This window comes from Enterobacter hormaechei ATCC 49162 (genome assembly GCF_001875655.1).
Lineage (GTDB): Bacteria > Pseudomonadota > Gammaproteobacteria > Enterobacterales > Enterobacteriaceae > Enterobacter > Enterobacter hormaechei.
Window position 1 is genome coordinate 432,267 of record NZ_MKEQ01000001.1, and the last position, 13,219, is coordinate 445,485.

Below are 13,219 nucleotides of genomic sequence, written 5' to 3' on the forward strand. Positions count from 1 at the left end.
GGAAAACTTATAGCATCTATCCGCGGCAGCTGGCGAATTTTCTCAGAGCCTGTTAACCCGAAAGGATTAAAAAATCGTACCGGCAGTGACTATTAAGGGGGCGAAGACTGGCGACCTTGATTTGACGCAAAAAAAACAGGGGCTTTGCTGTTAGTTTGCGGCGCGAAGTCTTATCAGATAACGAGGACAGCAATGGACGTCAGTCGCAGACAATTTTTTAAAATCTGCGCGGGCGGTATGGCCGGAACAACAGCCGCAATGCTGGGATTTGCTCCCAAAATGGCGCTGGCTCAGGCACGCAACTATAAACTGCTGCGCGCGAAAGAGATCCGTAACACCTGCACATACTGCTCCGTGGGTTGTGGGCTATTAATGTATAGCCTGGGGGATGGCGCGAAGAACGCCAAAGAAGCGATTTATCATATTGAAGGGGACCCGGATCATCCGGTGAGCCGCGGGGCGCTTTGCCCGAAAGGGGCGGGCCTGCTGGACTATGTTCACAGTGAAAACCGTCTGCGCTACCCGGAATATCGAGCGCCGGGTTCAGACAAATGGCAGCGCATCTCCTGGGACGAGGCCTTCTCCCGAATTGCAAAACTGATGAAAGCGGATCGCGACGCCAACTTTATTGAAAAGAACGAGCAGGGCGTCACCGTAAACCGCTGGACCTCCACCGGGATGCTGTGTGCATCTGCGGCAAGTAATGAAACCGGCATGCTGACGCAAAAATTTGTGCGCTCCCTTGGCATGCTGGCGGTTGATAACCAGGCGCGCGTCTGACACGGACCAACGGTAGCAAGTCTTGCTCCAACATTTGGTCGCGGTGCGATGACCAACCACTGGGTTGATATCAAAAACGCTAACGTCGTGGTGGTGATGGGCGGTAACGCCGCTGAAGCTCATCCGGTGGGATTCCGCTGGGCGATGGAAGCGAAAAACAACAACGATGCGACGCTCATCGTCGTCGATCCACGCTTTACGCGTACGGCATCGGTGGCCGATATTTATGCGCCGATCCGCTCCGGTACGGATATTACGTTCCTTTCCGGCGTGCTGTTGTATCTGATCGAAAACAATAAGATTAACGCGGAATACGTTAAGCATTACACCAATGCCGGTCTGCTGGTGCGGGAAGATTTCGCCTTCGAAGATGGCCTGTTCAGCGGCTATGACGCCGGGAAACGTCAGTACGACAAATCGTCCTGGAACTATCAGTTCGATGAAAACGGCTACGCGAAACGCGATGACACCCTGACCGATCCGCGCTGCGTGTGGAACTTGCTGAAACAGCACGTTTCCCGCTACACGCCGGACGTGGTGGAAAACATCTGCGGTACACCGAAAGCAGATTTCCTGAAAGTGTGTGAAGTGCTGGCCTCCACCAGCGCCGCCGACAGAACCACGACGTTCCTTTACGCACTGGGCTGGACGCAGCATACCGTGGGCGCGCAGAACATTCGCACCATGGCGATGATCCAGCTGCTGCTCGGCAACATGGGGATGGCCGGTGGCGGCGTGAACGCCCTGCGCGGACACTCTAACATTCAGGGCTTAACCGACCTCGGCCTGCTGTCGACCAGCCTGCCGGGTTACCTGACCCTGCCGTCCGAGAAACAGACCGACTGGCAAAGCTGGCTTGACGCCAACACGCCAAAAGCGACGCGCCCGGACCAGGTGAACTACTGGAGTAACTATCCGAAGTTTGCCGTCAGTCTGATGAAATCGTTCTACGGCGATGCGGCGCAGAAAGAGAACGACTGGGGCTTTGAGTGGTTGCCGAAATGGGACCAGGCTTACGATGTCATCAAGTATTTCAACATGATGGATAAGGGCGCCGTCACGGGGTATATCTGCCAGGGCTTTAACCCGGTGGCGTCATTCCCGGATAAAAACAAAGTTGTTCGTAGCCTGAGCAAGCTGAAGTACATGGTGGTTATCGATCCGCTAGTTACCGAAACGTCTACCTTCTGGCAAAACCACGGTGAATCAAACGATGTCGATCCGACAGCGATCCAGACCGAGGTGTTCCGCCTGCCATCGACCTGCTTTGCGGAAGAGGACGGTTCTATTGCCAACTCTGGCCGCTGGCTACAGTGGCACTGGAAAGGTCAGGATGCGCCGGGCGAAGCGCGTAATGACGGCGAAATTCTGGCGGGCATTTACCATCGCCTGCGCGAGATGTACCGCACCGAAGGTGGCAAAGGCGCTGAGCCGCTGCTGAAGATGAGCTGGAACTACAAGCAGCCGGATCATCCCGAGTCCGAAGAGGTGGCAAAAGAGAACAACGGCGTGGCGCTGGCCGACCTGTACGATGCCAACGGCAATCTGGTGGCGAAGAAAGGCCAGCTGCTGAACAGCTTTGCGCTGTTGCGTGACGACGGCACCACGGCCTCTTCCTGCTGGATCTACACCGGCAGCTGGACGGAGCAGGGTAACCAGATGGCCAACCGTGATAACGCCGATCCGTCAGGCCTCGGTAACACCCTGGGCTGGGCATGGGCGTGGCCGTTGAACCGCCGCGTACTGTACAACCGTGCCTCCGCCGACGTGAACGGTAAGCCGTGGGATCCGAAACGCATGCTGATTGAGTGGAACGGCTCGAAGTGGACGGGGAACGATATCCCGGACTTCAACACCGCCCCGCCGGGCAGCAACACCGGGCCGTTTATCATGCAGCCGGAAGGGCTGGGACGTCTGTTTGCCATCGACAAACTGGCGGAAGGGCCGTTCCCGGAACACTACGAGCCGATGGAAACGCCGCTGGGTACTAACCCGCTGCACCCGAACGTGGTGTCCAGCCCGGTGGTGCGCATCTATGAAGAGGACGTGCTGCGTTTAGGTAAAAAAGACAAATTCCCGTATGTGGGAACGACCTACCGCCTGACCGAGCATTTCCATACCTGGACCAAGCACGCGCGGCTTAACGCCATCGCGCAGCCGGAACAGTTTGTGGAGATAAGCGAAACGCTGGCGAAGGCGAAGGGCATTGCCAATGGCGATCGCGTGAAGGTCAGCAGCAAGCGCGGCTTTATTCGCGCGGTGGCGGTGGTCACCCGTCGTCTGCAAACGCTGAACGTGCACGGCCAGCAGGTGGAAACGGTGGGTATTCCGCTGCACTGGGGCTTTGAAGGGGTGGCGCAGAAAGGCTACATCGCTAATACCCTGACGCCAAACGTCGGCGATTCCAACTCGCAAACGCCGGAGTACAAAGCGTTTCTGGTCAACATCGAGAAAGCGTAAGGAGCGATTAAATGGCGATGGAAACACAAGACATTATTAAACGCTCCGCGACTAACCCGATCACTCCCGCGCCTCGCGCGCGGGATTACAAGGCAGAAGTCGCCAAGCTGATCGATGTCTCCTCCTGCGTGGGCTGTAAAGCCTGCCAGGTGGCCTGTTCGGAGTGGAACGATATCCGCGACGAGGTGGGGCACTGCGTTGGCGTTTACGATAATCCGGCTGATCTGAGCGCTAAAACCTGGACGGTGATGCGCTTTAGCGAAACCGACCAGAACGGCAAACTGGAGTGGCTGATCCGCAAAGACGGCTGTATGCACTGTGAAGATCCGGGCTGCCTGAAGGCGTGCCCGTCTGCTGGCGCAATCATTCAGTACGCCAACGGGATTGTCGACTTCCAGCAGGATAACTGTATCGGTTGCGGGTACTGCATCGCAGGCTGTCCGTTTAATATCCCGCGTCTCAATAAAGAGGATAATCGGGTCTATAAATGCACGCTGTGTGTCGATCGCGTCAGCGTCGGCCAGGAGCCTGCCTGCGTAAAAACCTGTCCGACCGGGGCGATCCACTTCGGCAGCAAAAAAGAGATGCTGGAAGTGGCGCAGCAGCGGGTGGATAAGCTCAAAGCGCGCGGCTATGACAAGGCAGGGATTTATAACCCGCAGGGCGTGGGCGGTACGCACGTCATGTATGTTCTGCACCACAATGACCAGCCGGAGCTGTATCACAATCTGCCGAAAGATCCGGCGATCGATACCTCCATCAATCTCTGGAAAGGGGCGCTCAAACCGCTTTCAGCAGCGGGCTTTATCGCCACCTTTGCCGGGCTGATTTATCACTACATCGGTATCGGGCCGAATAAAGAGGTGGATGACGACGAGGAGGAGCATCATGAGTAAGTCGAAAATGATAGTGCGCACAAAATTTGTCGATCGCGCCTGTCACTGGACGGTGGTCATCTGCTTCTTCCTGGTGGCGGTATCCGGCATTTCGTTCTTCTTCCCGACGCTACAGTGGCTGACGGAAACCTTCGGGACACCGCAGATGGGGCGCATTTTGCATCCGTTCTTCGGCGTGCTGATTTTCGTGGTGCTGATGTTTATGTTTGTGCGTTTCGTTCATCACAACATTCCTGACAAGCAGGATATTCCATGGCTGAAGGGAATTGTTGAGGTTCTGAAAGGCAACGAGCATAAAGTTGCGAAGGTGGGCAAATACAACGCCGGACAGAAGATGATGTTCTGGACCATCATGAGCATGATTTTTGTGCTGCTGGTGACCGGAGTGATCATCTGGCGTCCGTATTTTGCCCAATACTTCCCGATTCAGGTGGTGCGCTACGCGCTGCTGATCCACGCGACCTCGGCCATTATTCTGATCCACGCCATCCTGATCCATATGTATATGGCATTCTGGGTGAAGGGGTCGATTAAAGGCATGATTGAAGGGAAGGTGAGCCGCCGCTGGGCGCAAAAACACCATCCGCGCTGGTACCGGGACGTTGAGCGTCTTGAAGCGCAAAAAGAGAGTTCGGAAGGGTTGAAGTAAACCTGGCGCCGTCGGCATTGTCCGGCGGCGCTGCGCTATTTACCAGTGGCGTTGCAGCGTTTAAATAACCTCTTAAATGATTGTGATAGCTTAACGGTACAATAAATCTCGTTGATAAGTCCTCATAATAATCTTGTTGAATAATCATAAAGTAGGGCTGATATTCACGCGTTCTGTCTGATGGATTGCGATAAACGTCAAACTGAAAACACATCAAAGCCCTCCGAAGCAAGGGTCATCCGACAATAGCCCGGCTTTGGCCGTTAACTCATTCATAGCTTTGATGAAATTTTGATCCTGTTGACGCTGGCGCGCTCGCTCTGCTGCCGTTGTGTCTGGGCGAGGTCTTTTTGCCATGCGGTGCTCTGTTCTGCCGCACGTTTCTGAACGATTAGGTTTCATGTTTTCTCCTTTGTTGGTGCGGCCATTATCAACCGCAGCCAACAAAAAACAATACTGTTTCCCCTGGTTATCTACATTATGCGAGCCGTATTCCAGTAATATCAAAACCGCTCCGCAACATACCGGAAGGGATATTTTGTAGGCTTCACTTTACCGATCTTGCGTTTCGGTAAATCCACCTTGTCTACGTGAATTTCTTTATAGGGGATTTGGGAAAGCAGATGCGAAATAATATTCAGCCGCACCCGTTTTTTATCTTCTGAACGCGCCACAAACCACGGCGCCCAGGCGGTATCGGTCGCTTTAAACATCGCGTCGCGGGCGAGGGTATATTCATCCCACAGATTGAAAGATTTAATGTCCATTGGAGACAGTTTCCAGATCTTGCGACCATCATTAATGCGATCGCGCAGGCGGCGCTCCTGCTCTTTCGGCGTTACCTCAAGCCAGTACTTCAACAGGATGATCCCGGCATCGACCATCGCTTTTTCCATCACTGGCGTTCCATCAAGAAATTTTTCGACCTGCTCTTCGGTACAGAACCCCATGACTTTTTCCACCCCAGCGCGGTTGTACCAGCTGCGGTCGAAAATGACGATTTCACCGGCAGAGGGCAGATGGGAAACGTAACGCTGAAAATAGAGCTGACTTTTCTCTTTATCGGTCGGGGCCGGTAGCGCAACCACGCGGAACACCCGAGGGCTGACGCGCTCGGTGATCGCTTTGATAGTACCGCCCTTACCGGCGCCGTCTCGCCCTTCAAAAACAATACAGACCTTTAACCCTTTGGCGACCACCCATTGCTGGAGCTTAACCAGTTCAACATGGAGGCGGCGAAGCTCTTCTTCGTACGCTTTGGTTTTGAGTGGCGCATTTTTTGCGACATCATCAACACGGGTTTTCTTCTTACTGACCATGGTGGGTCTCCCTTTGTGTCCGGTCGCGGGATCGAGGCCGTATTAAGAGTGTAATCGACCTGAATGAATGGATTAATGTGTCAGAAAGTTGATTTGAACTGGCTCACCATACAAGTTTAATCAATAATGCACGCTGCATATTTTTCAACAGTGGTCGCGGTATGAAAAAGACAATTTTTTCGTTAGCACTGGGTACCTTTGGCCTGGGGATGGCTGAATTTGGCATCATGGGTGTGCTGACAGAGCTGGCTCACGATACGGGAATTTCGATTCCCTCCGCCGGAAATATGATTTCGTTTTACGCTTTTGGCGTGGTGATCGGCGCGCCGATTGTGGCGCTGTTCTCCAGCAAATTCTCGCTGAAAACAACCCTGCTTTTTCTGGTGGCGATGTGCGTTGTCGGAAACGCGCTCTTTACCTTCTCTGACTCCTACGTGGGGCTGGCGGCGGGGCGCTTAATCTCTGGTTTCCCGCATGGCGCGATTTTCGGTGTGGGGGCGATAATCCTGTCAAAAATCGCACCGCCGGGTAAAGTGACGGTCGCTGTGGCCGGGATGATTGCCGGGATGACCGTTGCCAACCTGCTTGGCGTTCCGCTCGGAACATGGCTCGGACACGAATTTAACTGGCGTTATACCTTTTTCTTAATTGCGGTCTTTGATGCGCTGGTGATCCTCTCTGTTCTGCTGTGGGTGCCAGACATTCGCGACACGACAACCACCCGGCTGGCCGAACAATTCCACTTCCTGAAGAAACCGGAACCGTGGCTGATTTTTGCCGCTACGATGTTTGGCAATGCCGGGGTGTTTGCCTGGTTTAGCTTCGTGAAGCCGTTTATGGTCAACGTGTCAGGCTTCTCCGAGGGCGTCATGACCGCGATCATGATGCTGATGGGGCTGGGCATGGTGCTGGGTAATGTGTTCAGCGGCAAGCTGTCGTCGCGCTTTAGTCCACTGCGCATTGCTGCCACCACCGACCTGGTGATTGTGGCTTCCCTGCTGGCGTTGTTCGCATTTGGCGAGCTTAAAACAGCTTCACTGGTGATGGGATTCGTCTGCTGCGCCGGGCTGTTTGCGCTCTCTGCGCCGCTGCAAATTCTGCTGCTGCAAAATGCGAAAGGCGGCGAGATGCTGGGGGCCGCAGGCGGGCAAATGGCGTTTAACCTCGGCAGCGCAATTGGCGCTTATTTCGGTGGATTGATGATTACGCTCGGCTTTAGCTGGAGCTATGTCACGCTGCCGGCCGCGATTTTATCCTTCTCTGCGATGACCTCTCTGCTGATGTATGGTTATTTATGTGCCAAAAAGCGTCAGGCCAACGCGCGCGCGTTGGCCTGATGTCGCCTTTTGGGTCTCCACACCCTTCACCGGGGAGACCCTCGCGGTTAAGAACGTAAATCAATCACCATACGGCCACGGATCTGGCCCTGTTCCATCTCTTTGAAGATAGCGTTGATATCTTCCAGTGGGCGCATTGTAACTTTCGGTTTCACCTTACCTTCAGCCGCAAACTGGAAGGCTTCGAGCAGATCCTGACGGGTACCCACCAGGGAACCCACTACCTGAATCCCATCCAGAACCAGACGTGGAATATCCAGGCTCATCGCTTCCGGCGGCAGGCCTACAGCCACCACGCGGCCACCGGCTCGCACCGCGTCAACGGCAGAGTTGAAGGCCGCTTTCGCCACCGCCGTCACCACTGCCGCATGCGCGCCGCCGGTTTTCTCCTGAATCACTTTTGCCGCATCTTCACTGCGGGAGTTCACGGTTAAGTCTGCGCCCATGCTGGCAGCGAGCTTCAGCTGCTCGTCATTCACGTCAATGGCTATAACTTTCGCATTGAAGACATTTTTGGCGTATTGCAGCGCGAGGTTGCCCAGACCGCCCAGGCCATAGATCGCAATCCACTGGCCGGGTTTGATGTCAGAGACTTTTACCGCTTTGTAGGTAGTGACCCCGGCGCAGGTGATGCTGCTGGCCGCCGCAGAGTCCAGTCCGTCCGGGACTTTAACCGCGTAATCCGCGGTTACGATGCACTCTTCCGCCATGCCGCCGTCAACGGAGTAACCCGCGTTTTTCACGTCACGGCACAGCGTTTCGTTGCCTGTATTACAATATTCACAGTGGCCACAGCCTTCGAAGAACCACGCCACGCTTGCACGATCGCCTACTTTTAGCGACGTGACGCCAGGACCAATCTCTTTGACGATACCAATCCCTTCGTGGCCGAGGATCACCCCGGTCTTGTCGCCAAAATCGCCGTTTTTAACATGGAGATCGGTATGGCAAACGCCACAGCACTCCATCTTCAGCAGCGCTTCACCATGCTTGAGCGCGCGTAAGGTTTTTTCTGTGACGTTAACCTGATGATCCTGAGTGACAACAGCAGCCTTCATATGTTTCTCCTTTCATGATGAGTATCTGCATAGCAGGTCTAATTACCCATTAAGGATTAATACTTTGGCGCTGTAATGCAAGGAAACGGCAACATAATGTCATTAATTAATGCATTTTCGGATTAAGAAAAGGGTGTATCACCCATAAACAGGGGTGAAAAACACTGGCCCGGCGATATCACCGCCGGGCTCAGATTTACAGCTGCGCTTCTATCACCTCGATCTCTTTTCGCCATTGTGCCTGCAACTGCGGTTTTTGGTGTTTTGGCTTGCGCGCCAAATCCTCTTCCAGCAGCGTTTCGAGGGCAACCAGGCGTTCAAGCAGATCGTCAGACGCCGCAGATGGTGGCGTTGATGCGGCCTTCGACGCCTCAGGTACAACCGGACCGGTGCCCTCACGCAGGCGTTCAAACATCGCCTCCGCATCGTGCCATTCGCTCAGCCTGCCGTCCTCAATCAGCCAGAAACGGTTGCAACTCTGACGAATTAACTGACGATCGTGGCTCACCAGCAGCACGCCGCCTTCAAACTGTTGCAGTGTTTCTGCCAGCGCCTCTTTGCCTTCCATGTCGAGGTGGTTGGTCGGTTCATCGAGCATCAGCAGACTATAGCGGGCAAGCGTCAGGCCGACAAACAGCAGGCGCGAACGTTCCCCGCCGCTCAACGTACTGACTTTTTGCCCGTGACGCGCCCATGGGAACCCGGCACTGATGAGCGCCATTTTGCGGGTCTGCGGATCTGGCGCGAAAGGCTCCAGCGCATCAAGTAGCGCCGCATCGTCCGGCAACTGGTGCAGGGTCTGATCGTAGTAGCCGGGCGAGACGCGCGGGTGACGCTTAAGCCGGTCGTCCGCGATCTCGTCGCGAAAATGACGCCAGATAAGCCTCAGCAGCGACGATTTACCACAGCCGTTACGTCCCACAATCGCCACGCGATCGCCGCTTTTCAGCCGGGCGCTGTCGAGCGTAAACAGGTCTGGCAAACCCGGCGCAGGGGGTACGCCGAGGTGGGTCATTTCCAGCAGGCGGTCAGCCCGAAGCGCGTCCCCGCGCAGGGTTAAGGTCCACTGGCTTCCCGCCGTCAGTTCCGTCTGGCTCTCTTTCAGCCGTTCGACCTGTTTTTCCATCTGCTTAGCCTTCCGGGAGAGATCTTCGTTGTCGTAGACCTTGCCCCAGGTCGCGAGACGTCTGGCGCTGGCCGTTACGCGGTCGATCTCTTTTTGCTCTGCCTTATGGCGTAGCGCATCGCTTTCGTCTTTCGCGTCGAGCGCCTGACGGGCGGCAGTGCAGGGAAGGGCGAAGGCGTGCAGCGTCTTATCGCGCAGGAACCAGCTGCCGTTGGTTACCGCGTCCAGCAACTGCCTGTCGTGTGAGACCAGCACAAAGCTGCCGGACCAGTTTTGTAAAAACTGCTCCAGCCACAGCAGGGTCGGCAAATCGAGGTGGTTGCTCGGTTCGTCCAGCAGCAGCAGATCCGGATCGTTTATCAACGCTCGTGCCAGCAGCAAACGCGTATGCTGACCGCCGCTCAGCGTGGCGGACTGCAACAGGGTTTCCTGCACCGTAAAGCCCATCCCGGCCAGCAGCGTCTCGGCTTTCCAGCGCAGACTGTCGCGCTCAGCTAAAGGCAGCTGCGCCAGCACTGCATCCAGCATAGTCAGGGGATAAAGGGTTTCCGGCAGATGTTGTTCCACGCGCGCCAGCAGGCAATGTCCCGCCAGCGAAACGGTTCCGGCGGCAGGGGACTGCGTCCCGTCGAGGATTTTCAGCAGCGTACTTTTTCCGCAGCCGTTATCACCCAACAGGCCAATGCGATCGCCTTTTTTTAACGTAAAGGAGAGAGAGTCGAAGAGCGTGCCGAACGCCGTATCAACGCGTAAAGAATGTGCAGTGAGTAGAGTGCTCATTGTTGCTTACCCAGGAGTTACAGGCATGTTTATGCCTCGTCAAACATCGCTGACGATAACTCAGTAAGCCCGAGAGAAGGGATTTCAGGGGTTGGTGTCTTCGCTCAAGCGGAAGTTATCGCAGCACGATACCGATAACGCTTGAGCTGGTGCGATCACCAAATGTATGTGAAACATTGAAAATTTCACAGTACAGCATAATTGGCCTCCTTATATATTCAGTAGGTTAATGGATGAAGGGAGTGTAGCGGGGGAAAATGGGTTTGGCTAGTGGGTAGTGCCGTATATTCCCCTCACCCTAACCCTCTCCCCAAAGGGGCGAGGGGACTGTCCGGTGCGGTTTTCACCCTCTCCCCTTTGGGGAGAGGGCTGGGTGAGGGGCAATATTTAAATCGAAGTACGACGATAGCTACGGTATTCCGGCATCCAGAAGTTATCGTCAATCGCCTGCTGCAACGCGTCGGCAGAGGTTTTCACCGCGACGCCTTGCTGCTGCGCCATTTTGCCAACGGCAAAGGCAATAGCGCGGGACACTTTGTGAATGTCCTTCAGCTCCGGCAGTACCAGCCCTTCACCGTTATTCACCAGCGGTGAGTGACCCGCCAGCGTTTCGCTCGCGGACATCAGCATTTCGTCGGTGATCCGTGACGCGCCGGAGGCGATGACCCCCAGGCCAATTCCCGGGAAGATATAAGAGTTGTTGCACTGCGCGATGGGGTAGAGTTTGTCCTTCCACAGCACCGGATCAAACGGACTGCCGGTCGCGACCAGCGCCTTACCTTCGGTCCAGGCGATAATATCCTGCGGCGTCGCCTCAACGCGTGAAGTCGGGTTAGACAGCGGCATCACGATTGGACGTTCGCAGTGTTTATGCATCTCGCGAATAATCTCCTCCGTGAAGAGACCGGTCTGCCCGGACACGCCGATCAGAATGTCCGGCTTCACGTTGCGCACCACGTCAAGAAGCGAGAGCACTTCGTTGTCGGTATCCCAGTTTTTCAGATTCTCGCGCTTCTGCACCAGTTTGGTCTGGAACGGGAGCAGGTTCGGCATACCGTCGGTCAGCAGGCCAAAACGATCCACCATAAAGACGCGGGAGCGGGCCAGCTCTTCGCTTAAGCCTTCGCGCTGGGTCTGGGCAATAATTTGCTCGGCGATGCCGCAGCCCGCGGAGCCTGCACCCAGGAAGACAATTTTCTGATAGCTGAGCTGGCTGCCTGCCGCACGGCTCGCAGCAATCAGCGTTCCCACGGTGACCGCCGCGGTGCCCTGAATGTCATCGTTGAACGAGCAGATCTCATCGCGGTAGCGGTTCAGTAGTGGCATGGCGTTTTTCTGCGCGAAGTCTTCGAACTGCAACAGCACGTCCGGCCAGCGGTGCTTCACGGCCTGGATGAAATCATCAACAAACTGATAGTACTCGTCGTCGGTAATGCGCGGGTGACGCCAGCCCATGTACAGCGGATCGTTCAACAGCTGTTGGTTGTTGGTCCCTACGTCCAGCACCACCGGCAGGGTGTAGGCCGGACTGATTCCGCCGCAGGCGGTATACAGCGAAAGCTTACCGATGGGGATCCCCATCCCGCCAATGCCCTGGTCGCCGAGACCCAGAATACGTTCGCCATCGGTTACCACGATCACTTTGATGTTGTGGTTAGGCACGTTTTGCAGAATATCGTCCATGTTGTGACGGTTCTGGTAGGAGATGAACACACCGCGGGAACGGCGGTAGATCTCTGAGAAACGTTCACACGCCGCGCCGACGGTTGGGGTGTAAATGACGGGCATCATCTCTTCGAGATGGTTCTGCACCAGGCGGTAGAAGAGGGTTTCGTTGGTGTCCTGGATATTACGCAGGTAGATGTGTTTATCGATTTCGGTTTTAAAGCCCTGATACTGGATCCAGGCACGTTCTGCCTGTTCTTCAATGGTTTCAACCACTTCTGGCAGGAGTCCCAGCAGGTTAAAGCTGCTGCGCTCTTCCATGCTGAAGGCGCTGCCTTTGTTCAGAAGGGGGAATTCCAGTAAAACCGGACCGGCGTAAGGAATATAAAGGGAACGATGTTTTTTCAGTTTGTTGTCCATGTCACTCACTCTTTTTAAGAAGATCCGTCCCTGACACTGCTGTTTGTCATCTTTCTGGCCTGTGCTATGGGGTGCGGTCGGGCGGTATTATAAAGGAGCTGAATATTAATTACCGCAACACATAAACAAAAACACCACCGGGGAAACCGATGGTGTTGTGGATTTCGTACTGGAACTTACTTGTCTGCCTGACGTTTCCTGCCGGTGGCGTGGGTCACTTGCTTTTCGCTCCCCTCTTCAATAACCACTTTACGCTGGTTAGAGAGCTTGTAGTTCAGTCCCAGAATGTGGCGTGCCTGACGGTTCGATTTCATATTAACTCCTCAATCCTGTTGATAGTTTTAAGGACAAGTTTGCTTACGCAAACGAAATGTAACCCCTTAGGTTGCAGATCCAGCTTAGCAGGTTTTTACAAAGGTGCATTTTGCCCGCTGACCACATAGTTGATGGTTTGCTGGTAGATGTCACTGAGGATGTCATTATCCGTGGATTCCACCCATTTGGTCAGTTCCATCAAAATGTCATCTTCAGTAACAACACCGTGCTCCGCCTGAAGACCCTGTGCAATCGCGTTAACGAGTTCGGGTTGTGCTGCTGTGGTATGTGCCGGGTAATAAGTAAACATGCTGCCTCCGTGTCGTTGTCTGTTTAATGTTACGGCGTGCAAAATCGTAATTCGTATTCAGATTGGCAAATATTTTTGTCGTTGTGGCTCAGATTCGTCCTGGA

At 54.8% G+C, this 13,219-nt stretch carries 12 protein-coding genes; 4 read left to right on the forward strand and 8 right to left on the reverse strand.

All coding sequences use genetic code 11. The annotated features are described in order from the left end of the window. The first annotated feature begins 192 nt into the window (after window positions 1-192). Genes fdnG through fdnI form a run of 3 tightly spaced genes read left to right on the forward strand, consistent with a single transcriptional unit; the run spans window position 193 to window position 4,785 of the window. Window positions 193-3,240, forward strand: a complete 3,048-nt coding sequence (gene fdnG, locus BH712_RS02185; protein ID WP_139237266.1) for a formate dehydrogenase-N subunit alpha — start codon at window positions 193-195, stop codon at window positions 3,238-3,240. Between the two features lie 11 nt (window positions 3,241-3,251). Next, a complete protein-coding gene (gene fdxH, locus BH712_RS02190) occupies window positions 3,252-4,136 on the forward strand; it encodes a formate dehydrogenase subunit beta (RefSeq protein WP_006810710.1) in 885 nt (294 codons plus the stop codon). Further along, the gene (gene fdnI, locus BH712_RS02195) at window positions 4,129-4,785 is read left to right on the forward strand and encodes a formate dehydrogenase-N subunit gamma (RefSeq protein WP_006810709.1); all 657 of its coding nucleotides are present in this window, start codon (window positions 4,129-4,131) and stop codon (window positions 4,783-4,785) included. Before fdxH ends, fdnI begins: the two co-directional genes overlap by 8 nt. On the opposite strand, the gene BH712_RS25285 is transcribed toward fdnI, so the two are convergent. The 3 genes from BH712_RS25285 to ppk2 are packed head-to-tail and all read right to left on the reverse strand — an operon-like array spanning window position 4,667 to window position 6,104. Continuing rightward, the gene (locus tag BH712_RS25285) at window positions 4,667-4,999 is read right to left on the reverse strand and encodes a CcdB family protein (RefSeq protein ID WP_126506707.1); all 333 of its coding nucleotides are present in this window, start codon (window positions 4,997-4,999) and stop codon (window positions 4,667-4,669) included. The two genes, fdnI and BH712_RS25285, sit on opposite strands and share 119 nt — an antisense overlap. Continuing rightward, entirely contained in the window at window positions 4,999-5,292 is a 294-nt protein-coding gene (locus BH712_RS24475) for a hypothetical protein (RefSeq protein WP_071882726.1), read from the reverse strand. The genes BH712_RS25285 and BH712_RS24475 overlap by 1 nt, the downstream gene beginning before the upstream one ends. Further along, entirely contained in the window at window positions 5,289-6,104 is an 816-nt protein-coding gene (gene ppk2, locus BH712_RS02210; RefSeq protein ID WP_006810708.1) for a polyphosphate kinase 2, read from the reverse strand. Before ppk2 ends, BH712_RS24475 begins: the two co-directional genes overlap by 4 nt. Before the next feature lie 161 nt (window positions 6,105-6,265). Here ppk2 and araJ point away from each other — a divergent pair, with 161 nt between their 5' ends. Further along, on the forward strand, window positions 6,266-7,441 hold the full coding sequence (gene araJ / locus BH712_RS02215; protein WP_006810707.1) for an MFS transporter AraJ: 1,176 nt from the start codon (window positions 6,266-6,268) through the stop codon (window positions 7,439-7,441). Between the two features lie 47 nt (window positions 7,442-7,488). Here araJ and adhP read toward each other — a convergent pair whose 3' ends face one another. From adhP to bdm, 5 genes are all read right to left on the reverse strand, one after another. Then, a complete protein-coding gene (gene adhP, locus BH712_RS02220; protein WP_006810706.1) occupies window positions 7,489-8,499 on the reverse strand; it encodes an alcohol dehydrogenase AdhP in 1,011 nt (336 codons plus the stop codon). A gap of 196 nt (window positions 8,500-8,695) precedes the next feature. After that, window positions 8,696-10,405: an ABC-F family ATP-binding cassette domain-containing protein gene (locus BH712_RS02225; protein ID WP_006810705.1), complete on the reverse strand. Its 1,710-nt coding sequence runs from the start codon at window positions 10,403-10,405 to the stop codon at window positions 8,696-8,698. 387 nt (window positions 10,406-10,792) lie between these two features. Beyond that, complete coding sequence (locus BH712_RS02230) at window positions 10,793-12,490, reverse strand: NAD-dependent malic enzyme (protein ID WP_006810704.1); 1,698 nt, start codon at window positions 12,488-12,490, stop codon at window positions 10,793-10,795. A gap of 176 nt (window positions 12,491-12,666) precedes the next feature. Next, on the reverse strand, window positions 12,667-12,804 hold the full coding sequence (sra, locus tag BH712_RS02235; RefSeq protein ID WP_006810703.1) for a stationary-phase-induced ribosome-associated protein: 138 nt from the start codon (window positions 12,802-12,804) through the stop codon (window positions 12,667-12,669). A gap of 95 nt (window positions 12,805-12,899) precedes the next feature. Next, on the reverse strand, window positions 12,900-13,115 hold the full coding sequence (bdm, locus tag BH712_RS02240) for a biofilm-dependent modulation protein (RefSeq protein ID WP_006810702.1): 216 nt from the start codon (window positions 13,113-13,115) through the stop codon (window positions 12,900-12,902). Window positions 13,116-13,219 lie beyond the last annotated feature (104 nt).

Coding starts and splice junctions, on each gene's coding strand:
- fdxH (WP_006810710.1), top strand. CDS start 3,252: ATGGCGATGGAAACACAAGACATTATTAAACGCTCCGCGACTAACCCG.
- fdnI (WP_006810709.1), top strand. CDS start 4,129: ATGAGTAAGTCGAAAATGATAGTGCGCACAAAATTTGTCGATCGCGCC.
- BH712_RS25285 (WP_126506707.1), bottom strand. CDS start 4,999: ATGTGTTTTCAGTTTGACGTTTATCGCAATCCATCAGACAGAACGCGT.
- ppk2 (WP_006810708.1), bottom strand. CDS start 6,104: ATGGTCAGTAAGAAGAAAACCCGTGTTGATGATGTCGCAAAAAATGCG.
- araJ (WP_006810707.1), top strand. CDS start 6,266: ATGAAAAAGACAATTTTTTCGTTAGCACTGGGTACCTTTGGCCTGGGG.
- adhP (WP_006810706.1), bottom strand. CDS start 8,499: ATGAAGGCTGCTGTTGTCACTCAGGATCATCAGGTTAACGTCACAGAA.
- BH712_RS02225 (WP_006810705.1), bottom strand. CDS start 10,405: ATGAGCACTCTACTCACTGCACATTCTTTACGCGTTGATACGGCGTTC.
- BH712_RS02230 (WP_006810704.1), bottom strand. CDS start 12,490: ATGGACAACAAACTGAAAAAACATCGTTCCCTTTATATTCCTTACGCC.
- sra (WP_006810703.1), bottom strand. CDS start 12,804: ATGAAATCGAACCGTCAGGCACGCCACATTCTGGGACTGAACTACAAG.
- bdm (WP_006810702.1), bottom strand. CDS start 13,115: ATGTTTACTTATTACCCGGCACATACCACAGCAGCACAACCCGAACTC.